Genomic DNA, 26,415 nt, shown 5'->3' on the forward strand with positions numbered 1-26,415 from the left:
AGCTGGAGCTCGGGTCTGCCTGGGTCTTCATGCAACGGGCGCGCGGCGGCTGCCTGTGCGCCGCGCGCCCGTGTTACGGCACGTTTCCTCAGTCCGCGCGCAATACGATCGTCGCGAGCGGGGGCAAGGTCAGCGCGGCGGAATGTGGCCTGCCGTGGCTCGATACATGGTCGGAATGAATCAGCCCGCCGTTGCCCATGTTCGAGCCGCCGTACACGCCTGCATCGGTATTCAGCACTTCCACCCAGCGTCCGCCGCGCGGCATGCCGAGCCGATAGCCGAGCCGCGGCACCGGCGTCATGTTGCACACCACGACGAACTCCTGGCCCGCGCCGTCGGTGCGCCGATAGGCGAACACGCTGTTGCCGCTGTCGTCGCCGATCAACCATTCGAAGCCGCCCGGTTCGCTGTCGAGCAGATGCAGCGCGGGCTCGTTGCGATACAGATGGTTCAGGTCGCGCACCAGTAATTGCACGCCGTGGTGGTTCGAATCGTCGAGAAGATGCCAATGCGGCGAGCCGTCATGGTCGAACTCCGCCATCTGGCCGAATTCGCCGCCCATGAACAGCAGCTTCTTGCCCGGGTGCGTCCACATGAAACCGAAGTACGCGCGCAGATTAGCGAAACGCTGCCAGCGGTCGCCGGGCATCTTGCCGAGCAGCGAGCCCTTGCCGTGCACCACCTCGTCGTGCGAAAGCGGCAGCACGAAGTGCTCGGAATATGCGTACACCATGCCGAACGTCATGTTGTGGTGGTGATACTGGCGATACATCGGGTCTTCGTGCATGTAGTGCAGGGTGTCGTGCATCCAGCCCATGTTCCACTTGAAGTCGAAGCCGAGGCCGCCGTCCGCGAGGCGCGCGGTCACGCCCGGCCATGCGGTCGATTCCTCGGCGACCGTGATCGCGCCGGGGGCGCCCGGCACATAGCGGACCTCGTGATTCAACCGCTTCAGGAACGCGATCGATTCGAGATTCTCGCGGCCGCCATAGATGTTCGGCACCCACTCGCCGGCCGCGCGGGAGTAGTCGCGATACAGCATCGACGCGACCGCATCGACGCGCAGGCCGTCGATGTGATAGCGCTTCAACCACGCGAGCCCCGACGCGATCAGGAACGCGCTGACCTCGTTGCGGCCGAGGTTGTAGATCATCGTGTTCCAGTCCTGGTGATAGCCTTCGCGCGGATCGGCATGCTCATAGAGAGGCGTGCCGTCGAAATCGATCAGGCCATGCGCGTCGTTCGGGAAATGCGCGGGCACCCAGTCGAGAATCACGCCGAGCCCTGCTTCGTGCGCGCGATCGACGAAACGCGCGAACTGCTCGGGCTTGCCGAAGCGCGCGGACGGCGCGAACTGCCCGAGCGGCTGATAGCCCCACGAACCGCCGAACGGATGCTCGGCGATCGGCAGAAATTCGATGTGCGTGAAGCCCATGCTCTTCGCATAGGGGATCAGCCGCTCGGCGAGTTCTTCCCAGACGAGACCACGCTGGCCTTCCTCGGCGACGCGCAGCCACGACTCCGCGTGCACTTCGTAGATCGTGATCGGCGTGCGCGCGGTCTGCTTGTCGGCGCGCGACTGGATCCACTCGTGATCGCTCCACGGAAACTGCTCGATCTCGTCGACGTGTGCGACGATCGATGCGGTGCCCGGCGGCTTTTCCGTCTGCATCGCGCACGGGTCGGCTTTCAGCGGCAGCGGATGGCCGTCGCGCGACAGCAGCTCGTACTTGTAGCGCGTGCCGGCGCCGACGCGCGGCACGAACAGCTCCCACACGCCCGCCTGGTGACGCAGCCGCATCGGATGGCGGCGGCCGTCCCACGCATTGAAGTCGCCGACCACCGACACGCGCCGCGCATTCGGCGCCCACACCGCAAAGCGCACACCGGGCACACCGTCGACGTCGACCGGCCGCGCGCCCAGACATTCGAGCACCGCGTACGGATCGCCGCGCGCGAGACGTTCGAGCGGCTCGTCGCCGAGCACCGGAGCAAACGAATAGGTATCCTCCACTTCCTGCACCACACCATGCCAGTCGATGCGCAAGCGATACGGCATCGCCGACGTGATGCGGCCCGCAAACAGGCCAGGGCGCAGCTGTTCGAGTTCGCCGAGCGTCGCGCCATCAGCGCGCGAAATCACGGTGACGTGCGCGGCGTTCGGCAGCAGCGCGCGCACGATCGGCCCCGCGTCCGTCTGATGCAGCCCGAGCTGCGAAAACGGATCGGGGTGACGCGCTTCGACGAGCGCGTCGATATCGACGGGTTGAAGGCCTGCGGCCGGATCATGCTCACTCATAGTCGCCCTCGGCCGGGTTAGGCGGCGTGGCCGCGCCAGGCGCCTGGGTTGATGGATCGTGGTGCGGCGGCGTGCCGGTGTCGCCGAGCAGACGGCTCGTGAGCGCCGCGAGGCCGCGCACCGGTAAGCCGAGCCACGTCGGCCGGTTGGCCGCCTCATAGCGGATCTCGTAAGCGGCTTTCTCGATCAGGAACAGATCGAGCAGCGCCTCTTCGGATTCGGGCGCGACGAGCGGCGCCGGCGACTGCGCGGCGGCCGCGCGGTATTCGGCGAGGAACGCGCTGGTCGCGTGCGCGCGGAAGCGTTCGAACAGCGCGCGCTTGCGATCGGCGGTCTGTTGCGGCGCGCTTTCGGTGGTCGATTGCGCGGCTGCGCTCGCATACGACAGCGAGCGCATCAGACCGGCCACGTCGCGCAACGGGCTCGATTTCTGGCGACGCTCGTCGAGCGAACGCGCGGGCTCGCCTTCGAAATCGATCAGATACGCGTCGCCGTGCGCGACCAGTACCTGGCCGAGATGGAAGTCGCCATGGATGCGGATGCGCAACGCGCCCGCGTCGCCCGGCACGAGATTGTCGACGGCCTCGACGAGCGCGGCGCGGCGATCGATCAGACTTTGCGCGAGCCCCTTCGTGTCCGCGTCGCTCATGTCCGCGATGCGCGGCGCGAGCAGATCGAGCGCGGCCGCTAGCATGGTCTGCGTCGCGTCGACCCACGCCTTCACCTGGTCGGCGTTGGCCGGTTCCGGCGCGAACGCGGGGTCGTCGCTCGGCGTGGCGAGCGCGACGTGCAACTCACCGAGCCTGCGGCCGATGATGCCCGCGAGTTCGCCGTAACCGTCCAGCAGAATCGACTCGTTCGTGCGATCGGATACGGTCTGCGTTTCGGTGTCGATCGCGATCGCGAGTTCGTCGACCGAGCGGCGCACATAGTCGAGCGACCAGTTCCACGCATCGCCCTGATTGTCGATGAAGCCCTGCAGGATCGCCAGCGTATGCGGTACGCCCTCGGGATCGACGCGCACCACTTCGCCATACAGCGGCGCGGTGTTCGCATAGCCGAGCTGCGTCAGATAGCGGCTGATTTCCACTTCCGGATGGATGCCGCTGACGAGCCGCCGCACCAGCTTCAGCACCACGGCATCGGCGACGATCAGCGAGCTGTTGCTCTGTTCGGCCGCGAGCCAGCGAATCTCGGGCCGCTCGCCGAGACCGTCGAGTTCGGCGAAGCGCTCAGTCGGCAGGAACTTGATCTCGCTCTTCTGCACGGTCGGCACGACCGCGCGCTCGCGCATCTTGCGCAGCACGTTGTGCGCGAAGATCGGCAGCGAGAACGCGTCGGTCAGATGGCCGACGTTGCGGCCCCGCCGCACGCGTGCAAGCGCCAGTTGCAGAAACAGCGGCGTGGTGGTTTCGCCGCCCCATGTGATCGCGATCGGCACAACGTAGCGCTCAGTGTGGTCGCCGACGTCCGCTTCGATTTCAGTGAAGGCAAAGCCGCCGTTCGGAATCGTGGTCAGTGCGGCCAGCCGCACCGCATGCATCTTCTGATCCTTCGACGCGAACCAGCGGCGCCGGCTCAGCCACGACGGCAGCACCTCGGATTCCAGCAGCCGCACGTTTTCGGGTGTCGGCCCGGATTGTCCTTCGCGGATCACGATCGTGACGAACTCGGGCAGCGGCTCGGAATGCGCCTGCGCCCATGTCGGACGCCCGCCGCCTTCGCACAGCATGAACCACAGGAAGCCGTAGGGCGGGAACGTCAGCAGATAGGTCAGCTGACCGATCGCGGGGAACACCGAATCGGCGGTCATCTCGATCGGCACGAAGCCGTTGAATTCTGACAGCTCGAGCTCGACCGCCTGCGGCGCGCGCGACAGATTCGCGACGCACAGGATCGGCGCCTCGCCGGGCATCTCGCGCAGATACGCGAGAATTTTGCGGTTTTCCGGCTTCAAAAAACGGATCGTGCCGCGTCCGAAGGTCTGCTTCGCGCGCCGCGTCGCAAGCATGCGGCGGGTCCAGTTCAGCAACGAATGCGGGTCGCGGCTCTGCGCTTCGACGTTGACCGCGTCGAAGCCGTACAGCGTACCCATCACGGGCGGCAGCACCAGTTGCTCAGGGTCGGCGCGCGAGAAGCCACCGTTGCGATCCGACGACCACTGCATCGGGGTGCGCACGCCGTCGCGGTCGCCGAGGTGGATGTTGTCGCCCATGCCGAGTTCGTCGCCGTAGTAGATGACCGGCGTGCCGGGCATCGACAGCAGCAGCGAGTTGATCAGCTCGATGCGGCGGCGGTCGCGCTCCATCAGCGGCGCGAGACGGCGGCGAATGCCGAGATTCAAACGTGCGCGGCGATCGCTCGCATAGGTGTTCCACAAATAGTCACGCTCGGAATCGGTGACCATTTCGAGCGTCAGCTCGTCGTGATTGCGCAGGAAGATCGCCCACTGGTTCGATTCGGGGAGTTCCGGTGTCTGCTTCATGATGTCGGTGATCGGGAAGCGGTCTTCACTCGCGATCGACATGTAGATGCGCGGCATCAGCGGGAAGTGGAACGCCATATGGCATTCGTCTTCGTTGCCGAAATACTCCTTCACGTCTTCGGGCCACTGGTTCGCCTCGGCGAGCAGCATCCGGTTCGGGTACTCGGCGTCGATGGTCGCGCGAATCCGCTTCAGGATCTCGTGCGTCTCAGGCAGGTTCTCGTTGTTGGTGCCTTCACGTTCGACGAGGTATGGCACCGCATCGAGCCGCAGCCCGTCGATGCCCATGTCGAGCCAGAAACGCATCACCTGCAGCACCTCTTTCATCACCGCCGGATTGTCGAAGTTCAGATCGGGCTGGTGCGAGTAGAAGCGGTGCCAGTAGTACGCGCCCGCAACCGGATCGTGCGTCCAGTTCGACGGCTCCGAGTCGATGAAGATGATGCGAGTCTCCGGGTACTTCTGATCGGTATCGGACCACACGTAGTAGTTGCGATAGTTCGAGCCGGGCTTCGCGCGCCGCGCGCGCTGGAACCACGGGTGCTGATCCGACGTGTGGTTGATGACGAGCTCGGTGATCACGCGGATGCCGCGCGCGTGCGCTTCCTGGATGAAGCGCCGCACGTCCGCGAGCTGACCATAGTCGGGATGCACGTTGCGGTAGTCGGCGATGTCGTAGCCGTCGTCCCGGCGTGGCGACGGATAGAACGGCAGCAGCCAGATCGCGTTGACGCCGAGCTCGGCGATGTAGTCGAGCTTGGCCATCAGACCGGGGAAATCGCCGACGCCGTCGTTGTTCCCATCGAAGAACGACTTGATGTGCACCTGATAGATGATCGCGTCCTTGTACCACAGCGGATCGTCGCTGAGGACCGCGGGTTTGCCGCGGCGGCGCGTGCGTACCTTCGCCGCGGTGCCGACGGCCACGGCCGTTTGCGCCTCGTGCGCGGTTTGGGCTGGATCGTCGCGCTTCATGTTCCACCTTCCATCCAGGTTGGGTTGACAGCGTCTGCGTGAGGAGCGCTGTCGGGGTCGTGGTCGCTGTCCTCGGGGCGATCGGCAGGCAGACCGCCTAGCGGCGCGATGCGCCAGATCGAGAAGGGTTGGCCCGAGCCGAGCCGCACGTGTTGCCAGCGACCGTGCCATTCGAAGCGCGCGCCGGTCATCTGGTCGATCACTTCGAGCGTGGCGTGATCGTGTAGATGCCAGCGCTGGAACGTGTCCCACGACAACTCGATGTCCGCGCCCTGTTCGTTGAACGGATCGAGATTGATCGCGACGACGATCACGTTGTCGCGCGATTCGGTCGCTTTCTCGAAGCACAGGATGTGGTCGTTGTGCGCGGCGAGGAACGTGAGACCGAGATGCGTTTGCAGCGCCGGATTCGCGCGACGGATGCGGTTCAGTGCGGTGATCTCGCCGACGATATTGCCGGGCCGGTGCCAGTCCCACGCCCGCAACTGATACTTTTCGGAGTCCAGATACTCTTCGCTGTTCGGCAGCGCGGTGGCCTCGCACAGTTCGAAGCCGCTATACACGCCCCACAGGCCGGCCAGTGTCGCGGCCAGCGCCGCGCGGATCAGAAAGCCCGTGCGTCCCTGCGATTGCAGATGGCGCGGGTTGATGTCCGGCGTATTGACGAAGAAGTTCGGCCGATAGAAATCGCGCGCGCCGGTCTGCGTGAGTTCGCCCATGTACTCGGTGAAGTCGCGCTTCGACTCGCGCCACGTGAAGTACGTGTACGACTGCGAGAAGCCGATTTTGCCGAGCCGGTTCATCATGCGCGGCCGCGTGAACGCTTCGGCGAGAAAGATCGTGTCGGGGTGGCGCGCACGCACGTCCGCGATCATCCATTCCCAGAACGGCAGCGGCTTGGTGTGCGGATTGTCGACGCGGAAGATGCGCACGCCCGCGTCGACCCAGAACAGGATCACGTCGCGCAACGCGAGCCACAGGTCGGGCCTGGCGTCGTGCGCGTAGAAGTCCGGGTTGACGATGTCCTGATACTTCTTCGGCGGATTCTCGGCGTAGCGCAGCGTACCGTCGGGGCGCCACGCGAACCACGTCGGATGCTCCTTCAGCCACGGGTGATCGGGCGAGCACTGGATCGCGAAGTCGAGCGCGATCTCGAGGCCATGCGCATGCGCGGCGGCGAGCATCGCCTTGAAATCGTCGAGCGTGCCGAGCTGCGGATGCACGGCGGTGTGACCGCCCTCGGCGGCGCCGATCGCATAGGGACTGCCCACATCGCCCGGCTGCGTGGTCAGCGTGTTGTTGCGGCCCTTGCGGTTCGCGAGGCCGATCGGGTGGATCGGCGGGAAGTACAGCACGTCGAAGCCCATGTCGCGGATGCGCGGGAACTTCGCGGTCACGTCCGCGAACGTGCCGTGGCGCGACTCGTCGTCGCTCATCGAGCGCGGGAAGATCTCGTACCAGCTCGCGAAATAGGCGGCCGTGCGTTCCGCGTCGATCTTGTAGATCACGGGGTCGCGGCTCAGAAACGGGCGATGGCGCGCAGCGGTCATTGCCTTCGCTGTGGCGGGCGCGAGAATCACTGCGAGTTTCTGTTCGGCGTCGGCCTTCTGGAAGTCGCGCACGATGTGTTCGAGCGGCTCCTTGTCGGCGCCTTCGGTCGTCTCGACTTCGGCGAGCACGAGCGCGAACAGATGCGTGGCTTCGTCGAGTTCTATCTCGACGGTCTGGTTCGCCTTCTGCTTCTTCTGGATGTGCTCGACGAGCGACGCGAAGTCGTCGCGCCACGCGATCACGGTGAACTCGTAGCGGCCGATCCGCTCGAGCGGAATGCGCGCGCTCCACAAGTCGAGCCCGGCCGGCGGCGCGGGCGACATCAGTTCTTCGTGCCACGCGGTTTCGTCGGCCGCGCGCCACAGCACGGCAGCCGCGATCTTGTCGTGACCTTCGGCGAAGATCGCCGCGCGAATTTCCGCGCGCGCGCCGACGCTGCGCTTGGCTGCGAAGCGACCGTTCTCCACCGACGGCGACACGCTCTCGATCGCGACGCGCGGCGCTTCGATCGCGTCGAGCACTGTCTTGCGGCCGCTGCGCTTGCTGTTCGCCTTGTCGATGGGCGGCGCGAGGTAGATCGGCTTTTCCTTGAACGCGCGCAGCAGCCGCACCGCACCGGGCGCGAGCGCGAACGGCGCGAGTGCCGCGGGTTCGGTTCGGCCGCGCGCATCGAGCGGCGCGAAGCGCGTAAAGCTGCCCGGCACGCCCGCGAGGAAGCGCGCGGGATCGACACGCACTGGCGCGCCGAGTTCGGGATTCACGAAGATCAGGACTGCTTCGCTGGCGTCGCGCAGATCGGCTGCGTCGCCGCGCAGCAGAACTGCGGCCGATGCGCCGGGGCCGCTCAATGGGCGCAATTCACCGTTCGCGTGCAGCGTCGGGGTGTTGCGCGCGAAGTCGTTGGCCTGGGTGACGGCCGCGCTCAGATCGAAGCGGCGCGACTGCGCGGAGCGGGCGAACTGCGCGGCGTCGCCGCGCGTTTGCGACATCGGTTCGGCGATGCCGTATTCGAAGCCCATCGGCATCATCCAGCCGCTGCCCAATGCAACCGACGTGAACAGCGCGCGTCGATACGCCCGCTCGACGATCGCCGCATCATGCACGTCGCTCAGCTCGGCGGCGAGGCGCGTACCGTACGGCGCTTCGGGAAAGGCGATCGGCGCACCAACGCGCGCGAGCGCCGCATGCTCCTCGGCCATCCAGCTCGAACGGAAATCCCACCAGCGCACCGACGAAAACGCGCTGTCGAAGCCGGCTGCTTCGAGACCGGGCAGATCGCCGCGCGACAGGCCCGGCGTTGCCGCGAGAAAGCGCACGTGCGGATGCTTCGCGCGCACTTCATCGCCGAGGTGCCGCCATACGGCAGCCGGCACGCGATGCGGCGAATCGAAACGGAAGCCGCCGACACCCGCCTCGGCGAGCGCGAGCAGTTGCTGGGTCCACCAGACGCTCAGCGAGGCACTCGTCGCGGGGTCGTCGAAATTCGCGTAGGCAACGTTGTCTTCGCGATGCACGTGGCGCGGATCGAGCCGTGCGAGCTCGGACTCACGCGCGTGAAACCAGTCCGAATGCTCGCTGTACAGCACGCCGTCGGCGGCCATGCGGTCGATCACGAGATCGACCAGCAGTGTCAGGTTGTTGCGGCGCGCGGCATCGGCGAGCATGCGTACGGCGTCGTGCACCGAATGCTGCGCCTCGAACACCGGATGCAGCCGAGCGTGATTGCCGACCACCTGGCCATGGCCGGCCTGGCCGGGCTCGAACAGCCCGCCGATCAACGCATGATCGAAGCCGAGCCCGGCCGCATGAGCGAACTGCGCGGGCCAGGCATCGAGGGGCCCGACGAGAAGAGAATGAAAAAAGTAAATCCGCGGCGCGTACCCGTTTGGAGATTCCATCGGTCGTTTCCAGAGTTGTCCTGCTGCGGTGTGGATGCACTTGGCATGCGATCACAGCGCTCATTAGGCTTCCCGAGCCGGATGCCGCGCGATGCGTCAGCGGGGGCACGTACTGGTCAATGTAGTGCAAAGATCGTCGCGCCGCTGGCCAGTCGCGGGTGCTTTGACGCCAGACGCCGGTCTCGCGGGACTGGTCGTCACTCGTCGCGGAAAGCAGCAAACCGTGTGCCAACGCGCGGGCAGCCAGGCACCGCGCTAGCGCGGAAGCGGGGAGGTTACGGTGAGATGGCGGGTGCCGAAGGTGCGCGCGCGCACGGAGCGCGCGCAAAAATGCGGGCATTGTTACGCACGCCGCGGGTGGCCGGCATGTAAAACGGGATGGTGTGGGGCCGGTTTTACACGGGCGGCCCCGCGTTGCACGGAATGCGGTTCAAGCGGACGCGTGAAGCCCGGGTGCCGCTCACGTGGCAGCCATGTGGCACGCGCGTGGCATTCGCATGAAATTCATCCGAACGCTGCGCAGCGGCCGTGTCACGAACCCAGCAGCCCCGCCGCGATGTTCACGCACAGGCCGAGCACCGCGACGTTGAAGTAGAACGACAGGACCGATTGGGCGAGCGTCGCGCGGCGAATTTCGCGTGAGCGCAACACGACATCGGAAGTCTGCGACGCGACCGCGATCGTGAACGAGTAGTACAGGAAGTCCCAGTAGTTCGGCAGCAAATGATGATCGGGAAACTTCAACGCGGTCTCTTGCGCGTCCGTGTCGTAGTAGAGGCGCGCGTAGTGCTGCGTGAAGATCGTCGGAATCAGAAACCATGCGCCGATCAGCGTCAGACCGGTCAGCAGGTAGTGCCAGACGGTCGTTGCGCCGCCCGCGCCCTTGGCCGACGCGAGTTCGAGCACGATCGCGGCGACGCTCGCGATCGTCGCGACGCAGATGACGACCAGCACGACGCCCGCGTTTTCGTCGTCGCGCATCGCGTATTCGCGCACGCGGTGCTCGTCGGCAAGAGCCATATGCACCCAGATCATCAGCAGGTAGCTCCAGATGGCCGCGTCCCAGCCGATCAGTGTGCGGGCGATCGGACTCGTATGACCGGGCACGAGGAACGCGACGACGATCCCGATCACGAGGCCGATCACCGTGCGGGGCCGATTGCGAAGAAGCTGCGGATAGTAGTTGATGGACATGGACTCGATGAACGACGAAGTGTAGGGCAGTCGGTGTCGCGGATTCTACGCGTGCAACGCGGACCGATTGTCGAATGGTGGGTCACAGGCTATAGTCTTTCGCAGCGGCCTTGCGCGCCGCTTTCAGTTGAAAGGCGATTGGCAGAAAACGGCAGCAATCGTTGCGATCATGCATGCAACTCCACACATGCGGCGCGCGTGAATCACGCGCACAGATACGAGACCGCTGAAGCGGCGTAAGACCAGGTTTGGGGAAGAGCAAACGAAGCGGCAGGCGAACGGCATCATGCCCTCGCCGCGCTGTTCGTCGAGAACGACTCATCATCTGGAGCCCCCATGACAGATGTTCCTGAGGATAACGATGCGCATCCCCACGTGACGCATCGGCAAGGAGCGAAGTCTTATCGCAATGCCACACGTTTCACCGGCTTGCCGCCGTCGTTTTCCGCTTCGCGCAGGGCCTGGGTGCTCGGCTCGTGCGCGACGGCCGCGGCGCTCGGGTTCGCCGGCGCGAGCCGTTCGCTGTCGTGGATCGCGCCCGCCTTCGCCGATACGCGGCCAGCCGGGGGCGGACTCGATGCCTTCCTCGCGCTTTCGCAACACCTCACCGGTCGTAGCAGTTTCGATACCGTGCTTGGCCAACGTGTCTACGATGCGCTGTCGCGTGCCGATAACCAGTTCGCGCCGGACGTCGCGGCGCTCAACACGTGGCTGCAAGGCCACGGCGGCGTGCCGTCCGATACGGTCACGCAGGCGCTGCAGACCGACCAGCCCGCGCTCGCGAAAACGGTCGGCGCGATCATGCGCGCGTGGTATCTGGGCCTCGTCGGCGACATGCCGCACGTCCAGGTGATCGCGTATGAAAAGGCGCTGATGTTCGAGCCCGTGCAAGACGTGCTCACGATTCCCTCCTATTGCCGCGACGTGCCGTTCTACTGGACGCAGAAGCCGACGCCCGCGTAAGCCGCGCGAGCCCGCGAGCGGGCCACGCCAGCAGCGCAACCAGCACGCCGGACCCGCAAGCGTCGCACGAACAAAGCCCGCAACTGGCAGGGCATCGAAGAGAGAAACGATGGCAAACACACAATCCGCCGATATCGTCGTGGTCGGCTCCGGCGTCGCCGGCAGTCTGGTTGCGCATCAGCTGGCGCTGGCGGGCGCGTCGGTGATCCTGCTCGAAGCGGGGCCGCGCATTCCGCGCTGGCAGATCGTCGAGAACTTCCGCAACTCGCCGGCCAAGTCCGACTTCGCGACGCCGTATCCGTCGACGCCTTACGCGCCGCATCCCGAGTACGCGCCCGCGAACAACTACCTGATCCAGAAGGGCGATTATCCGTACAACTCACAATACGTGCGGCTGGTCGGCGGCACGACCTGGCACTGGGCGGCCGCCGCGTGGCGGCTGCTGCCGTCGGACTTCCAGTTGCGCAAGCTGTATGGCGTCGGGCGCGACTGGCCGTATCCGTACGAAACGCTCGAGCCGTGGTACGTGGCCGCCGAAGTGCAGCTCGGCGTGTCCGGTCCCGATAGTTCGATCGATCTCGGTTCGCCGCGCTCGAAGCCCTATCCGATGCAGCAGCTGCCACTGTCGTACATGGATCGGCGGTTCAGCGACGTGCTCAACGCGCAGGGCTTCAAGGTCGTGCCCGAACCGGTCGCGCGCAACAGCCGTCCGTACGATGCGCGGCCCACCTGCTGCGGCAACAACAACTGCATGCCGATCTGCCCGATCGCCGCGATGTACAACGGCGTGATTCACGCGGAGAAGGCCGAGCAGGCCGGCGCGAAACTGATTCCCGAAGCGGTCGTGTATCGCATCGAAGCGGACGACAAAGGGCTCATCACCGCGGTCCACTACAAGGACCCGAACGGCAACAGCACACGCGTCACCGGCAAGCTGTTCGTGCTCGCGGCGAACGGCATCGAAACGCCGAAGCTGATGTTGATGTCGACCTCCGACAAATTCCCGCACGGCGTCGGCAACAGCTCCGATCAGCTGGGCCGCAACCTGATGGACCATCCCGGCACCGGCGTCACGTTTCTCGCCAACGAACCGCTGTGGCCCGGCCGTGGCCCGATGGAGATGACCTCGATCGTCAACTTCCGCGACGGCGCGTTCCGCTCCGATTACTCGTCGAAGAAGCTGCATTTGTCGAACGGCGTGCCGACGATGGGGGTCACCGCCGACCTGCTGAAAAAAGGCCTGACCGGCGCCGAGCTCGACCGGCAGATTCGCGACCGCGCGGCGCGCACGCTGAACATCAACAGCTTTCACGAACATCTGCCGGAGCCGCAGAACCGCATCGTGCCGTCGGCAGATCACAAGGACGCGCTCGGGATTCCTCAGCCCGAGATCTACTACTCGATCAACGACTACGTGAAGAAGAGCGCCGCCAATACGCACGAACTGTATGCGCAGATCGCGACGCTATTCAGCGGCACCGAGGTCTCGTTCGACGACAGCTTCGCGCCCAACAATCACATCATGGGCACGACGATAATGGGCAGCGATGCGGCGAGTTCGGTCGTCGACGCGGACTGCCGCACGCACGATCATTCGAACCTGTTCATCGCGAGTAGCGGCGTGATGCCCACCGCCGCGTCGGTGAACTGCACGCTAACGATCGCTGCGCTGTCGCTGAAACTGGGCGACAAGCTGAAGCGCGAAATCTGAGCGCCGACCGGAGAGCCACAATGACGAAGAACACCTGTCGCGTGCAGCCGGACCCTGCGCTGATGCACGTCAACCAGCGCCGCCGCTTCGGCGGCGCGGCGCTCGCGGCCGCGTTTTCGCTGTTTGCGCTGTCGATAGCGTGGCACGAGTCGCACGGCCCGGACGCAAACTCGACCGACGAAATGCCGATCACCCAGGCGCGCGCCGACGACGCGGCGCAGGCTTCGGTCGGCGGCCCGGCCATGCTCGCAGGCAAGGCCGCGAATGGCGAACTCGTGAAGCGCGGCCAATACCTGACCCGTGCTGCCGATTGCGCGGCCTGCCATACGGCGGACAAGTCGCGCCCATTCGCGGGCGGCCTGCCGATCAGCACACCGTTCGGCACGATCGTGACGCCGAACATCACGCCCGATCCCGACACCGGCATCGGCCAATGGAGCGACGCCGATTTCATGCGCGCGATGCACGAAGGCATCGGCAAAGGCGGCGAGCGGCTCTATCCGGCGTTCCCGTACACCGCCTACACACGCGTGACCGAACAGGACGTGCTCGCGATTCGCGCGTATCTGAACACGCTCGCGCCGATTCACTACACGCCGCCCTCGAACAGCCTCAAGTTCCCGTTCAATCAGCGCTGGCTAATGGTGTTCTGGAACATGTTCAACTTCACCGAGGGGCGCTTCGTGCCGGACCCGAAACAGAGCCCCGAATGGAACCGAGGCGCGTATCTGGTCGAAGGGCTCGCGCATTGCGAGGAATGCCATACACCGCGCAATTTCATGCAGGGGCTGAAGTCGAGCGCGCGTTTCTCCGGTGCGGCGCAGGCCGGCTGGCATGCGTTCAATATCACGCCGGACAAGCTGAGCGGCGTCGGCGACTGGCGCGACGACGAACTCACGGCGTATCTGTCGACCGGCGCGGCGCCGAGCCGCGCAAACGCGGCCGGCCCGATGGGCGAAGTGGTCGCGAACAGCACGCAGTACCTGACGCCGGTGGATCTGCGCTCGATCGTCGTGTTCTTGCGCTCGGTGCCGGCCGTGAGCGGCGGCGACGCGCGTCCCCGTCATCAATGGGGCAAGCCGGCCAGCGACGTCACCGCCATGCGCGGCACCGCGATCACCGGCGTGAACGGCGCGCAGCTGTTCGTCGCCAATTGCGCGACCTGTCATAGCTGGACCGGGCAGGGCGTGGGCGCGAGCGCGCCGGGCGCGTATCCGTCGCTGATCCACAACTCGACGGTCGGCGCGAACGACGCGAACAATCTCACGTTGGTCATTCTGCACGGCGTGAATCGCACGACCGCGCACGCGGACGTGCTGATGCCCGGGTTCGGCAGCCATCTCGACGACGAGCAGATCGCGGCGATCACCAACTACGTGACGAAACGGTTCGGCAATCCGCAGGCGACGATCGCGGCCGACCAGGTGGCGAAGTTGCGCACGCTGCAATAGCGCGCGGGACGACTCGGGCGCGCGCCAGGAGTGACTCGCGCAAACGTGCATTTCCGGTAACACATACCGCAAATGTGCCGTTTCAGCGTCATTTTTGCGTCGTTCGATGTCTTTCTTGCTCGATGAAGCGTGCGGATACGATAGGCACCCCGCATACGCGCGCGCGTCGGCCGCATTATCATGGTGGGATGGATTCCACCCCCGCCAACTTCGTTCAGCATCACGACGCCAACGAGGCCGGCCGCGATTTCGTGGTCGGCGACCTGCACGGCTGCGTCGACGCTTTGCGCTACCTGCTGCGTCAGATCGCGTTCGATCCGACGTGCGACCGGCTGTTTTCGGTCGGCGATCTGGTCGATCGGGGCGAGCACTCGGAGCAGGCGCTCGCGCTGCTCGCGAAGCCGTGGTTCCATGCGGTGCTCGGCAATCACGAGGACGCGCTGTGCGCGGTCGCCGACGGCCGCTTGCGGCGGCAGTGGTGGTACGGCATCGGCGGCGCGTGGGCGGCCGACGTGCCCGACGAGCGTCTGCGCTATTACGCCGAGCATCTGCGCACGCTGCCGCTCGTGCGCGTGATCGGCAGCGGCAAGGCGCGCTTCAACGTTCTGCACGCCGAATTTTTCGGCTCCGACGCCGAGCTCGACGCGGGCAATTATTCGGCCGAAACGCGCCAGCAATTGCTGTGGGGTCGCGAGCTCGCGCTGGGCAACGGCGATCCGCTGCGGCAGCGCGGGCTGTCGCTGACTTATTGCGGCCATACGCCGGTGCGCGACATCATGCAGATCGGTTCGCAAGTGTTCATCGATACGGGCGCGTTCGGGCCGGACGGCACGTTGACGATCGTGCAGCCGCAGGCGTTGCGTCGTTGGTCGATCTCGGTCGAGGCCGCGCGCGCGGAAGGGGCGGCGGAATTGGCCTTGCCTTGAACGGCTGAAGTCCCCGCGCTGCTTCGCCGCTCTTCTGTCACCCGACCTGATTCAACTCGAACACCATATCGACGCTCGTGCCGTTCCAGTTGTATTCGAGGTATGCCGCGTGATGGCAGTCGCGCAGCAGCATCGTGCGGAATGCCGCGAGGCATTCGCCAGCGCTGTCGCGCACCGACGGATACGCGATGCCCGGCGCGCCTGCCGCGCGTACCGCGCGCCCGAGCGCCTGTCCGGGAAGGTAGTCGTCGGGCGACAACACGGCGGGATCGAACTCGGGATCGCGACGCAAGTCGACCACGCTGCCTTGTGCGACTACCGTGTAGAGACGCATCTGTTGACGCATAGGCGGCTCGGCGGTCGCCTGGAGAAACCGACCCGTGTGATAGCGTGTTTCCGCGATCGCAGTCGCGCGTGAACGCGCGCAATAGAACACGCCGTAGGTGCCGTCGGAAAAGCGGCTGCCGAGCGGATTCAGATGCGTGAGCGCGGCCATGATCGGCCCGTAGCCGGGCCCGAAACGGCGCTCCTCGCGCGGCACCAGATCGAGTTCGCCGATTTCGGTGCGCAGCCGGTCGTTGGTCATCGCTTCGAGCGCGTACAGCGCGTCGAAATCCTCCGGCGATGCGACCCGATCGAACAGGTTGATGGCCGGAAAGCGCGTCGGAATCACGCGATACGCGGGCGACCAATCGAGCGCTGCGCTGGTCCAGCGGTCCTGCCATTGCGGTTGTGTCACGCCCAGCCGCCTCGCATTGCGTCGAGATACTGGCGCACGGCCACGAGATCGCTGATGTTGCCCGCCAGCATGCGGTCCAGCGCGCGTTTGCCGCCGAACGGCGGCGCGCTGTTGGGACGTTTGACCCAGGTGTCGGCGGCGCTCGGCTGCGGCAGCAGAATCTGCAGCGCCTTGTAGATGCCGAGCAGCAGCGACAATCGCTCCAGCGTGTCGTGGCTGAGGCGCGCGGTCTCGGGCGTCGCCCTCCACTTGAAGAACGTCGAACGGCCCGGCTTGCCGAGCAGCACGATCTGCTCGTCGGCGCTCAGGTCCCAGTCGCGCGCGATGTTGAAGAACGCACGCAGACCGGCCGCGGACATCTGCGTCAGCGTGGGTTCCGAAAGCGATCGTCGCGGCGATGCCTCGGGCGAGGAAATTCGGGCAGCGTGAGCCATTGCGGGTAAGTCCCTATGTGTACTTTTTAAGAATATTAGTCCAAAAGTGGATTTTTGCAAGAGAATATAATCCCGGCTCGTTTTGGCAGCCGTCGATCAGGAGAAGCAGCAGATGCGGGTTCGAGGAGTAGCAGCGGCGCTGGCCGTGTGGTGTGTGTCGGAGGTGGCGTTGGCTGCCGGTTATGCGGAAGTGTGGAATCCGCCGGAGGCGGGCGGGCATATCGCGGGCGGACACGTTACCCAACAGGCGCACGCGCGGAAAAAACCCGAGGCGGTGAAAGTGAAGGCGGGCGCCAAGGGCGGAATCAAGACCAAAGCTGGTGCGCATGCGCGGCAGACGGCGAGCGCCCGGCACGCGGCAACCCATGTCGCGTCGGCTAGCGCGGCCCACGGCGGCAAACTCGCGGCGCATGGGAACGGCGTCAAACGTCTCGTGGCGGGCGGGAACGTGAAAGGCGGTACGAAAGTCGCGGCGTCGGGCCCGAACCGGTCGCACGCCACCGTGACCGCGCCGACCGCGAAGCACGCGCAGCCGCATGTGCAACTGGCGCACGCGAAGCCGGCTCAGGGCAAGGTCGTGCACGCCGATTTCGCGGCGGCTCACACCGCGCGTCCGCATGTGGACAAGGTCGCGGCGAAGCCCGCGATTTCCCGCGCGAATCTGATCAAACCGCCCGTGCGGACTTCGTCGGACGCGTCCGCAAACGTTAGCGACAGCGCGCCGATGGGCTCCGTGCCCAATCCGGCGACCGCCAGCAGCGGTTCGCTGCCGCCGATCATCCACTAAGGCTGCTTCGAGCGGCGCGGTGTGGCATCGGTCGTGGCGTCACGCCGTGGCGAGGCCGTTTGCAAGCAGCCGCAGCGTTTCCGCCGAGCGGGCCTCGCGCACGCGCGAATGCAGCGTCACACGCGATTCCGGCAGGGCCGGCAAGCTGAGCCGCGCGCCGACGTCGATCAGACCGCGCGGCGCAACCCGACGCGCGAGCGGCGACACGGCGAGCCCAGCGGCCACAGCCGCGCCCACTGCCGCGACGCCACCACCCACAAACACCTCCTGCCAGGCGATCCCCGCCGCCGTCAGCGTGCGCAACGCGACGTCACGCACGTTGCACGGCGGGCTCAATAGCGCGAGCGCTAGCGGCTCACCGACTCGCGGCAGCCATGTCGGCGTCGCGAGCCAACCGAGCGGTTCACTGAACAGCGTCTGCGCGTCATCGCGCGGCGGTTCGTCGGCGCCGTAGCGGACGATCGCCGCATCGAGCCGGCGTTCGTCGAACTGCGCGAGCAACGCTGCCGATGTGCCCATATGCAACTCGATCACGAGGCCCGGATCGTGTGCGTTGAGCCGGCCGAGCAGGTGTGGCAGATCGGAGCCCGCAACGTGCTCGCTGAGCCCGAGCACGAGCCGTCGCCGCTCCACCGACAGCGCGCCGAGCGCGCGCTCGTGCGCGTTCAGCAACTCGCGCGCGGCGCCGAGAAACGCGTGGCCGTCGGCGGACAGACGCACGATGCGCGGCGTGCGCTCCAGCAACTGCTTGCCCAGGTGCGCCTCCAGTCGCTTCAGCTTCAGGCTGACGGCCGATTGCGTGGTGTCGAGCGCGTCCGCGGCGCGCGTGAAGCTGCGCAGATCGGCGACCAGCACGAAGGCGCGCACCGCATCGAGATCGAGGACTTTCATTTCGGATGAAAATGGATGAAATAGACAGGGATATCTGTTTATTATGACCGAGCGCGCCTAAGCTGTGTTCAACCCAACACCGCAAACAAGGAGCCCATCATGCCGCTCACCCGGATCTCACTGCGCGCCGGCAAGCCGGCCGATTACCGTCAGGCGCTGACCGCCGGCATCCAGCGCTCGCTGGTGGACACGTTCAACGTGCCGAAGGACGACATGTTCATGCTGATCACCGAGCACACGCCCGACAACATGATCTACGACCGGCAGTACCAGAATATCGAGCGCGGCGACGATCTCGTCGTGATCCAACTGACCGTTAGCAACACGCGCTCGGTCGAGCAGAAGAAGGCGCTGTACCGACGCATCGTCGATGAACTCGGGAAGTCGCCGGGCGTGCGGCCCGAGGATGTGTTCATCAATCTCGTCGAGGTCGAGAAGGAGAACTGGTCGTTTGGGAATGGGATTGCGCAGTACGCAAGCCGTCCCGACTAGCGAAATGCGTCATCAAAGAGCGAACCACCGACCAAATTGCGACATTTCAACAAATATTGAAATATAACGATGAAGTGGATATAGTGTCTTTATGGACACGATCAATGCCGTACGCGCGCTCGGCGCGCTCGCTCACGAATCCCGTCTCGCGATCTTTCGCCAGCTCGTCGTTGCCGGCCCCGAAGGCATGGCGGCTGGCGAAATAGCGCAGCGGTTAGGCATTTCGCCTTCCGGCCTTTCATTCCACCTGAAAGACCTGACACACGCCGGACTGGTGAGTCCGCGACAGGAAGGGCGCTTCGTCATCTACACCGCAAACTTCGACGCGATGACGTCGCTGATCGGCTTCCTCACAGAGAACTGCTGCTCCGGTGCATCGTGCGCCGCGAGCGACCTTTCCAACTGCCGAGACGAAACATGAAACGCATGCACATTCACGTGGCTGTGGACAATCTTGCCGACAGCATCCGCTTCTACAGCGCGATGTTTGGCAACGTCGAGCCGACGGTCATCAAGAGCGATTACTGCAAGTGGGAGTTGAGCGACCCCGTCGTGAACTTCGCGATCTCGCAACGCGGGGCGAAACCTGGCGTCGATCACATTGGCATCCAGGTCGAAACCGATGAAGAACTGGCAGAGATGAACGCGCGCTTCGCCGCCGCTGAAGTTCCCGTGCAGCACCAGAGCGGCACGACATGCTGTTACGCGAAGTCGGACAAGGCGTGGACCGTCGATCCGCAAGGCGTGGCCTGGGAAACCTTCCTGACGCTCGAATCGGCTCCCATCTATGGGCAATCTCATACTCAGGCATTGGCAGCAAACGAATCCGCAGCAGCCTGCTGCGCTCCGTCCCAGACAGGCATTTCATTTCGGAGCCGCACATGAGCGGCAAACCGTATTCCGTACTGATTCTCTGCACCGGCAACAGCGCACGCAGCATCATGGCCGAGGCGCTGTTCAACGTGCTCGGCAAAGGACAGTTTCGCGCGTACAGCGCGGGCAGCCATCCATCCGGCGCAGTCAATCCGTTCGCGATCGAGAAATGCGCGGCACTGGGCTACGACACCGCGAAGATGCGCAGTAAGAGCTGGGACGAGTTCGCAACGCCCGACGCGCCGCAGATGGACTTCGTCATTACCGTATGCGATCAGGCTGCGGGCGAGGTCTGCCCGATCTGGCCCGGCAAGCCGATCAGCGCACACTGGGGCTTTGAAGATCCCGCAGCCTGCCAGGGAACCGACGACGGGAAGCGCGAAGTTTTCGACAAGGTCTATCGACAGATCATGAATCGCGTGAGCCAGTTCGTGAACCTGCCGCTGCGCGCGCTCAACCACGACGCAATCCAGCGCGAAATGCGTGCCATTGGCGAGCGTCCGGCAGAGGAAACCAATGAGTCGCGCTGAGGCTCGTGCAGCCGCGCGCCCGGCTATCGGCTTCTTCGAGCGCTATCTGACGGTGTGGGTCGCGCTGTGCATCGTGGCAGGCGTGATACTCGGCCAGGTGTTGCCGGGCGCATTTCAGGCGCTCGGGCGCATGGAAGTCGCGCACGTCCAACCTGCCCGCCGGCGTGCTGATCTGGGTGATGATCATCCCGATGCTCATCAAGATCGACTTTTCGGCGATGAAGCAGGTCGGCAGCCAATGGCGCGGCATCGGCGTGACGCTCGCGGTCAACTGGCTCGTCAAACCGTTCTCGATGGCCGCGTTGGGCTGGGTGTTCATTCGTCACGTGTTCAGGCCGTGGCTGCCCGTCGAGCAACTCGACAGCTACGTCGCAGGTCTCATCCTGCTCGCCGCCGCGCCGTGCACGGCAATGGTCTTCGTGTGGTCGCAGCTGTGCAAGGGCGACCCGTATTTCACTCTGTCGCAGGTCGCGCTGAACGACTCGATCATGGTCGTGGCGTTCGCGCCACTCGTCGCGTTGCTGCTCGGGCTGTCCGCGATCACAGTGCCTTGGGACACACTGATCGCTTCGGTTGGCCTTTACATAGTGATCCCAGTCATCCTCGCGCAACTGCTGCGCCAACGCTTTCTTCGAAAGGGCGAAGAGCATTTCCGGAGCGTCGTCGCCCGTCTCGGTCCCTGGTCCATCTGCGCCTTGCTCGTGACGCTGGTCCTGCTGTTCGCGTTTCAGGGTCAGCAGATCGTTGAGCAGCCGCTGGTGATCGCGATGCTCGCCGTGCCAATCCTCATTCAGGTGTTTCTGAACTCGGGACTGGCCTACCTGCTCAACCGCCAGTTGGGCGTCGCACATTGCGTCGCTGGCCCGTCGAGTCTGATCGGCGCAAGCAACTTCTTCGAACTCGCCGTGGCCACGGCAATCAGCCTGTTCGGCTTTCATTCGGGTGCCGCACTGGCGACGGTGGTTGGGGTTCTGATCGAGGTCCCCGTGATGCTGCTCGTCGTGGGGGTCGTGAACCGTTCGCAAGCATGGTACGAATCAGGGCAGCGCAAAGTCGCGCCCAACTTGAGGAGAAACGGATCGTGATGAGTGATCTGCCGAACGTCAGCCCTATTCACCTCGATATACCGGACGTGGACAAGCTGGCACCCGTGACGACTTCAACGCATCCGCCACGCATCCTGCTGCTTTACGGGTCGCTGCGAGCAACGTCGTATAGCCGGCTGCTGACGCTCGAAGCCGAGCGCATCCTCCGGCATTTCGGAGCGCAAACGCGGGTATTCGACCCGCACGGCCTGCCGCTCGCCGATAGCGTCCCGGCAGATCATCCGAAGGTCGTCGAACTGCGCAAGCTGTCCGAGTGGTCGGAGGGGCAGGTTTGGTGCAGCCCGGAGCGCCACGGCAATCTCACGGCCGTATTCAAGAATCAGATCGACTGGCTGCCGCTCGAAAGCGCGGGAATACGGCCGACCCAAGGGCGCACGCTGGCTGTGATGCAAGTGTGCGGAGGCTCGCAATCGTTCAATGCGGTAAACGCGCTGCGCGTGCTTGGCCGCTGGATGCGGATGGTGACCATCCCCAATCAGTCGTCGGTCGCGAAGGCATACCAGGAATTCGATTCCGATGGCCGTATGAAGCCCTCGTCCTACTATGATCGCGTGGTCGACGTGATGGAAGAGCTGTTCAAGTTCACGCTGCTCGTGCGGGACCGTTCGGACTATCTGACCGATCGATACAGCGAGCGCAAGGAGGCCGCGCCCCTGCAAGCGAGCGTACTTGCTGGCTCGGCGATGCGACACGAAATCAACTCCAATGCCGACACCGACGACAGCGAAACCGAATGAACCCGACCACCTGCATGCCCGGCTAGAGACGTGGGTGCTGGCGTGGCTGAGCGGACTTGCTAGTCCTTACCCCACCGCCAGCGCGGCGGCTCGCCCTTCAGCCAGCACACGACCACGAGGGCCACTGTTAATAGCGCGACCAGCAAGGCGAACGTGAGCGGATGACCCGCGGGTCGAAACCGGAAAACGACCACCCCGAGCAACACGAAATACGCGAGCAGCGTCACCCATCCTTGCCAGCGCACGGGAAGGCCCCAACCCCAGCCATAGCGTTTGGCTGGGAACCAGTATTCACGAGTGGGTGACATCGCGCGGTCTCCTGATTCGTGCGCTTGCTCATTGTCGACGATTCACGGTCGGTAAGTGCAAGCATTGCATCTTCCGCCCTGTATCACGCGGGACTATATTTCCTGGACCGGCTTCAACCCGAGTTCATCGACAGGAAACGCTCCATGCAACCCGCAAACCAGCAAAAAACCGCGCTTCTGATCGGCGCCTCGCGCGGCCTCGGCTTCGCGATGGTCGAGGAGTATCTGAAGCGCGGCTGGCGAGTCATCGCGACCGGCAGGCAAAATTCCACGACCAGGCTCCTTCAGCTTGCGACGGCGTCACATGACGCACTTGAAGTCGAAACGGTCGACATCACGATTCCCGAACAGGTCGCCGCGTTGCGGGGCCGCCTCGAAGGACGTCCGATCGACCTGCTGTTCGTCAACGCCGGCGTCAAGAACGACGATAGTGAAACGATCGCGGATGTATCGACCGACGAATTCGTGCGCGTGATGGTGACGAACGCGTTGAGTCCGATGCGGGTCGTCGAGGCCTTGCAGGATCTCGTTCGGCCGACTGGCACGATCGGCGTGATGTCGTCGGGGCAGGGCAGCGTCGCCAACAACGAGAACGGCAACTACGAGGTCTATCGCGGCAGCAAGGCCGCGCTCAACATGTTCATGCGCAGCTTTGCCGCACGTCATCGAAGCGATACCAGAACCCTGCTGCTGATGGCGCCCGGCTGGGTGCGAACCGACATGGGCGGGCCGGACGCGTGTCTGAGCATCGACGAAAGCATCCCGAACCTGGTCAGCACGATCGACGCATACGACGGCCGTGCCGGTTTGCATTACCTCGACTACCTCGGCAGAGTCGTGCCATGGTGAGCGGCAAGCGTAGGGGCCAGCGGCGCAAGAGCGCGTCGCTATAATGATTCGCCGCCCTACCACGTACCCTCAACCACTCTCTGCCATGACCATCGACCGCCCCGATCCTCCCCGCGATGCCCTCGAACTCGGCGGCTCCGTCTGGTTTCAGGCGGGCACGCAGACGCTCGGCGGCGCGGCCCGCATCGCGCTGCTTGCGGCGATTGGCGAGACCGGCTCGATCACGAGCGCGGCGAAGGCGGTCGGCATCAGCTACAAAGGCGCGTGGGATGCCATCGACACGATGAACAACCTCGCCGGCGAGCCGCTCGTCGTGCGTCTGACCGGCGGCAAGGGTGGCGGCGGCACGACGCTGACGCCGCGCGCGGTGAAGCTGATCGAGACGTTTCGCGCGGTCGAGCGCGAGCATCGGCGCTTTCTCGAACGCGCGGGCGCGGCGATTGGCGAGGGCTTCGCGACGGACTGGGACCTGATCGGCCGCATCGGCGTGAAGACGAGCGCGCGCAATCAGTTCTACGGCACGGTGTCGGCGATCGAGCGCGGCACCGTCAACGACGAAGTGTCGCTCGCGCTGCCCGGCGGCCACACGATCGTCGCCGTGCTCACGCACGAGAGCACCGAAGCCCTCGGACTCGCGGTCGGCGTGGCGGCGTTTGCGCTGATCAAGGCGTCGTGGGTCGTTTTGCTCGTACCGGGTGATGGCGATCGCGATGCGCCGTTGAACCTGTCGGCGCGCAATCAGTTGTTTGGCACCGTGCACAGCGTGAAGCGCGGCGCGGTGAACGCGGAAGTGTCGCTCGGGCTCGAAGGCGGCGCGGTGGTCACGGCGGTCGTCACCAATGGCAGCGTCGACATGCTCGGTTTGCAGGAAGGCGCGAGCGCGGTCGCGGCGTTCAAGGCGTCGAGCGTGATACTTGGCGTGAAGGATTGAGATTGCCGGGGCATAACGAAGGCGCAATGCCACCCGCTCAACGAGGCGACGCCTCGCTGCGCGCATATCCTGCGAACGGATGATCCTCGCGCACGCGGCCGTCGCTGACCTGCACGACCTGATCGCCGAATGCGGCGACGTCGTCCGGATCGTGCGTGATCAGCACCATCGGAATATCGAGCCGCGTTTGCAGGTCCGATAGCTCGCGTCGCATGCGCTGGCGCAACTCACTATCCAGTGCGGAAAACGGCTCGTCGAGCAGCAGCAGGCGCGGCTGCGAAACCAGCGCGCGCGCGAGCGCCACACGCTGCTTCTGCCCGCCGGACAGCTGCGCCGGGTGATTGCCCGCCAAGCCCCTCAATTCGAGCGCATCGAGCCAGTAATCGACCTGCGCATGCGCGCCGCGCGCACGCGGATTGAGCCAGCCCCGGTGCAACCCGAAGCCGATGTTCTGCCGCACGTTCAGATGCGGAAACAGCGCGTAGTCCTGAAACAGATACGCGATCTTGCGCGCCTGCGGCTTCTGATCGATGCCGACCGCGCTATCGAACAAGGTGGTGCCGTGCAGCGTGATGGTCCCTTCATCGGGACGCAGCAAGCCGGCGATCGCCTGCAAGGTCAGGCTCTTGCCCGCGCCCGACGGCCCGAACAGCACGAGCCGCTGCGTGCTCGCGCTGAACGCGACGTCGAGCGTAAAGCGCCGCTCGGCGGTCTCGAAGGTCTTGCGGATGGCGACGTTGAGCGGCATGTCAGCGGGCTCTCAGAAGCGTGTGCTGCGGCACGAGACGCCCCGCGAGCAGCAGGATCGTCACGCACGCGACCGATGTCACGAGCACGAGGAAGTTGGCGGTGCTGTCGTCGCCGGCCTGCACCGCCGAATAGACCGCGACCGACAGTGTCTGCGTGCGGCCTGGCAGATTGCCCGCGATCATCAGCGTCGCGCCGAATTCGCCGAGCGCGCGCGCGAACGCGAGCAGGCCGCCCGCGAGGATGCCGCGCGCGGCGAGCGGCAGCGTCACGCGGAAAAACACCGCGGCTTCGCTGACGCCGAGCGTGCGCGCCGCGCGCTCCAACTGCGGATCGACGCCTTCAAAGGCAGCGCGCGAGGACTTCAGCACGAGCGGAAACGCGACCACCGTCGACGCGATCACCGCGCCCTGCCACGTGAAGACGAGCTGGATGTCGAAGCGGTCGAGCCACGCGCCGATCACGCCGCGTCGGCCGAGCAGCACGAGCAGGTAATAGCCGAGCACGGTGGGCGGCAGCACGAGCGGCAGCATCAGCAGCGAATCGATCACGTCGCGCGCGCCGGAGCGCCAGCGCGACAGGCCGAGCGCGGCCGCGACGCCGAGCACGAGAGTGAGCGCGGTGGCCCAGCCTGCGACCTTCAGCGATAGCAGCAGCGGAACCCAGGCCTGTTGCATGAGCGTGTGCTCTCCCCGTGAATCAATGCGCCGGCTTGAAGCCGTACTTCGCGAGCACCGCCTGACCGGCCGGCGACAGCACGAAGTCGATGAAGGCTTGCGCGTCGGCCGCGTGATGGCTGCCTTCGACCTGCGCGATCGGATAGCTGATCGGCGTTTGCGTCGGCAGGTTCAGCGCGACCTTGACCTTGTCGGGCATGATCGCGGCATCGGTGCCGAACACGAAGCCGGCGTCGACTTCGCCGCGCGCGACGTAATCAAGGCTCTGACGCACGTTCGACGCGAGCACCGCCTTCGCGCTGACCGCGTCCCACACGCCGGCGGCCTGAAGCGCGCCTTGCGTGTAGCGGCCAACCGGCACCGAGGCCGGATCGCCGAACGCGACGCGCTTGACGTTCGCGGTCGTCAGCGCGTTGAGGTTGGCGGGCGCGAAATGACTGTCGGCTGGCACGATCAGCACCAGCGAGTTGGCGGCGAAGTCGCGCCGCGTCGACGGCACGATCACCTTTTCGGCGGCGGCCTTGTCCATTGCCTTCTGATCCGCGGACGCGAATACGTCGGCGGGCGCGCCTTTGACGATTTGTTGCATCAGCACGTCGGACGCGCCGAAGTTCAACAGGACCTTGGTGCCCGGATGCTGTTGCTCGAACGCTTTGCCGACCGCCTTGAACGCATTGGTCAGGCTGGCGGCGGCCGAGACCACCAGTTCATCGGCGTGGGCCTTGACGCTGACCACGACGGCGACGGCGGCTGCGACGCACAGCGCGTACTGCTTCAGATGGCAAGAGAGTGTCATGAAGGACCTGGAGTCTGACGTGAACGGGAAGCAGTGTCCTAAAAACGCTATCGTAATATATGCGC

Annotated in this window: 23 protein-coding genes and 1 pseudogene; 13 read left to right on the forward strand and 11 right to left on the reverse strand. The window is 65.2% G+C overall.

Annotated features, from left to right (window positions below):
* Window positions 1–88 precede the first annotated feature (88 nt).
* From glgB to OKW28_RS09265, 4 genes are all read right to left on the reverse strand, one after another.
* On the reverse strand, window positions 89–2,299 hold the full coding sequence (glgB, locus tag OKW28_RS09250) for a 1,4-alpha-glucan branching protein GlgB (RefSeq protein WP_429444950.1): 2,211 nt from the start codon (window positions 2,297–2,299) through the stop codon (window positions 89–91).
* Window positions 2,292–5,759, reverse strand: a complete 3,468-nt coding sequence (treS, locus tag OKW28_RS09255; protein ID WP_429444952.1) for a maltose alpha-D-glucosyltransferase — start codon at window positions 5,757–5,759, stop codon at window positions 2,292–2,294. The genes glgB and treS overlap by 8 nt, the downstream gene beginning before the upstream one ends.
* Window positions 5,756–9,208 (reverse strand): maltotransferase domain-containing protein, encoded by a 3,453-nt coding sequence (locus tag OKW28_RS09260; RefSeq protein WP_429444954.1) that lies wholly within the window; start codon window positions 9,206–9,208, stop codon window positions 5,756–5,758. Before OKW28_RS09260 ends, treS begins: the two co-directional genes overlap by 4 nt.
* A gap of 531 nt (window positions 9,209–9,739) precedes the next feature.
* Window positions 9,740–10,402: a DUF1345 domain-containing protein gene (locus OKW28_RS09265; RefSeq protein ID WP_429444956.1), complete on the reverse strand. Its 663-nt coding sequence runs from the start codon at window positions 10,400–10,402 to the stop codon at window positions 9,740–9,742.
* Window positions 10,403–10,738: 336 nt separating this feature from the next.
* Here OKW28_RS09265 and OKW28_RS09270 point away from each other — a divergent pair, with 336 nt between their 5' ends.
* From OKW28_RS09270 to OKW28_RS09285, 4 genes are all read left to right on the forward strand, one after another.
* Window positions 10,739–11,365 (forward strand): sugar dehydrogenase complex small subunit, encoded by a 627-nt coding sequence (locus OKW28_RS09270; RefSeq protein WP_429444958.1) that lies wholly within the window; start codon window positions 10,739–10,741, stop codon window positions 11,363–11,365.
* 109 nt (window positions 11,366–11,474) lie between these two features.
* A complete protein-coding gene (locus OKW28_RS09275; protein WP_429444960.1) occupies window positions 11,475–13,076 on the forward strand; it encodes a GMC family oxidoreductase in 1,602 nt (533 codons plus the stop codon).
* 20 nt (window positions 13,077–13,096) lie between these two features.
* A complete protein-coding gene (locus OKW28_RS09280) occupies window positions 13,097–14,527 on the forward strand; it encodes a cytochrome c (RefSeq protein ID WP_429444962.1) in 1,431 nt (476 codons plus the stop codon).
* A gap of 188 nt (window positions 14,528–14,715) precedes the next feature.
* Entirely contained in the window at window positions 14,716–15,453 is a 738-nt protein-coding gene (locus OKW28_RS09285) for a metallophosphoesterase (protein ID WP_429444963.1), read from the forward strand.
* Window positions 15,454–15,490: 37 nt separating this feature from the next.
* On the opposite strand, the gene OKW28_RS09290 is transcribed toward OKW28_RS09285, so the two are convergent.
* Window positions 15,491–16,192: an RES family NAD+ phosphorylase gene (locus OKW28_RS09290; protein WP_429444965.1), complete on the reverse strand. Its 702-nt coding sequence runs from the start codon at window positions 16,190–16,192 to the stop codon at window positions 15,491–15,493.
* Window positions 16,189–16,551 (reverse strand): MbcA/ParS/Xre antitoxin family protein, encoded by a 363-nt coding sequence (locus tag OKW28_RS09295; protein ID WP_018424156.1) that lies wholly within the window; start codon window positions 16,549–16,551, stop codon window positions 16,189–16,191. The genes OKW28_RS09290 and OKW28_RS09295 overlap by 4 nt, the downstream gene beginning before the upstream one ends.
* A gap of 187 nt (window positions 16,552–16,738) precedes the next feature.
* Between OKW28_RS09295 and OKW28_RS09300 the strand changes: the two genes are divergently transcribed.
* Window positions 16,739–17,413 (forward strand): hypothetical protein, encoded by a 675-nt coding sequence (locus OKW28_RS09300; protein ID WP_429444967.1) that lies wholly within the window; start codon window positions 16,739–16,741, stop codon window positions 17,411–17,413.
* 39 nt (window positions 17,414–17,452) lie between these two features.
* Here the strand turns inward: OKW28_RS09300 and OKW28_RS09305 are convergent, their stop codons facing one another.
* On the reverse strand, window positions 17,453–18,304 hold the full coding sequence (locus OKW28_RS09305; RefSeq protein ID WP_429444969.1) for a LysR family transcriptional regulator: 852 nt from the start codon (window positions 18,302–18,304) through the stop codon (window positions 17,453–17,455).
* 99 nt (window positions 18,305–18,403) lie between these two features.
* On the opposite strand from OKW28_RS09305, the gene OKW28_RS09310 reads away from it, so the two are divergent.
* The 6 genes and pseudogenes from OKW28_RS09310 to arsH all read left to right on the forward strand — a co-directional run bounded on the left by OKW28_RS09310 (window position 18,404) and on the right by arsH (window position 22,042).
* On the forward strand, window positions 18,404–18,796 hold the full coding sequence (locus OKW28_RS09310; protein WP_429444970.1) for a tautomerase family protein: 393 nt from the start codon (window positions 18,404–18,406) through the stop codon (window positions 18,794–18,796).
* A 91-nt stretch (window positions 18,797–18,887) separates the two neighbouring features.
* A complete protein-coding gene (locus OKW28_RS09315) occupies window positions 18,888–19,217 on the forward strand; it encodes an ArsR/SmtB family transcription factor (protein WP_429444971.1) in 330 nt (109 codons plus the stop codon).
* A complete protein-coding gene (locus OKW28_RS09320; protein WP_429444973.1) occupies window positions 19,214–19,681 on the forward strand; it encodes an ArsI/CadI family heavy metal resistance metalloenzyme in 468 nt (155 codons plus the stop codon). The genes OKW28_RS09315 and OKW28_RS09320 overlap by 4 nt, the downstream gene beginning before the upstream one ends.
* Window positions 19,678–20,199, forward strand: a complete 522-nt coding sequence (locus OKW28_RS09325) for an arsenate reductase ArsC (RefSeq protein WP_429444975.1) — start codon at window positions 19,678–19,680, stop codon at window positions 20,197–20,199. The genes OKW28_RS09320 and OKW28_RS09325 overlap by 4 nt, the downstream gene beginning before the upstream one ends.
* Window positions 20,186–21,284 (forward strand): annotated as a pseudogene (arsB, locus tag OKW28_RS09330) (ACR3 family arsenite efflux transporter). The gene OKW28_RS09325 and the pseudogene arsB overlap by 14 nt, the downstream one beginning before the upstream one ends.
* Window positions 21,281–22,042, forward strand: coding sequence for an arsenical resistance protein ArsH (gene arsH / locus OKW28_RS09335; protein WP_429444977.1), 762 nt, complete (start codon window positions 21,281–21,283; stop codon window positions 22,040–22,042). Before arsB ends, arsH begins: the two are co-directional and overlap by 4 nt.
* 59 nt (window positions 22,043–22,101) lie before the next feature.
* Here the strand turns inward: arsH and OKW28_RS09340 are convergent, their stop codons facing one another.
* Window positions 22,102–22,350 (reverse strand): hypothetical protein, encoded by a 249-nt coding sequence (locus tag OKW28_RS09340; RefSeq protein WP_429444979.1) that lies wholly within the window; start codon window positions 22,348–22,350, stop codon window positions 22,102–22,104.
* A 144-nt stretch (window positions 22,351–22,494) separates the two neighbouring features.
* On the opposite strand from OKW28_RS09340, the gene OKW28_RS09345 reads away from it, so the two are divergent.
* Entirely contained in the window at window positions 22,495–23,199 is a 705-nt protein-coding gene (locus OKW28_RS09345) for an SDR family NAD(P)-dependent oxidoreductase (protein ID WP_429444980.1), read from the forward strand.
* Between the two features lie 85 nt (window positions 23,200–23,284).
* On the forward strand, window positions 23,285–24,130 hold the full coding sequence (locus tag OKW28_RS09350) for a TOBE domain-containing protein (protein WP_429444982.1): 846 nt from the start codon (window positions 23,285–23,287) through the stop codon (window positions 24,128–24,130).
* A gap of 37 nt (window positions 24,131–24,167) precedes the next feature.
* Here the strand turns inward: OKW28_RS09350 and OKW28_RS09355 are convergent, their stop codons facing one another.
* The 3 genes from OKW28_RS09355 to modA are packed head-to-tail and all read right to left on the reverse strand — an operon-like array spanning window position 24,168 to window position 26,350.
* On the reverse strand, window positions 24,168–24,878 hold the full coding sequence (locus tag OKW28_RS09355) for a sulfate/molybdate ABC transporter ATP-binding protein (RefSeq protein ID WP_187612177.1): 711 nt from the start codon (window positions 24,876–24,878) through the stop codon (window positions 24,168–24,170).
* Between the two features lies 1 nt (window position 24,879).
* Window positions 24,880–25,554, reverse strand: a complete 675-nt coding sequence (gene modB, locus OKW28_RS09360) for a molybdate ABC transporter permease subunit (protein WP_429444984.1) — start codon at window positions 25,552–25,554, stop codon at window positions 24,880–24,882.
* A gap of 22 nt (window positions 25,555–25,576) precedes the next feature.
* Window positions 25,577–26,350 carry a molybdate ABC transporter substrate-binding protein gene (gene modA / locus OKW28_RS09365; protein WP_429444986.1) on the reverse strand — a complete coding sequence of 258 codons (774 nt, stop codon included), beginning with the start codon at window positions 26,348–26,350 and terminating at the stop codon, window positions 25,577–25,579.
* Window positions 26,351–26,415: the final 65 nt, after the last annotated feature.

This window comes from Paraburkholderia sp. 40 (assembly GCF_050434105.1).
GTDB classification, from domain to species: domain Bacteria; phylum Pseudomonadota; class Gammaproteobacteria; order Burkholderiales; family Burkholderiaceae; genus Paraburkholderia; species Paraburkholderia tuberum.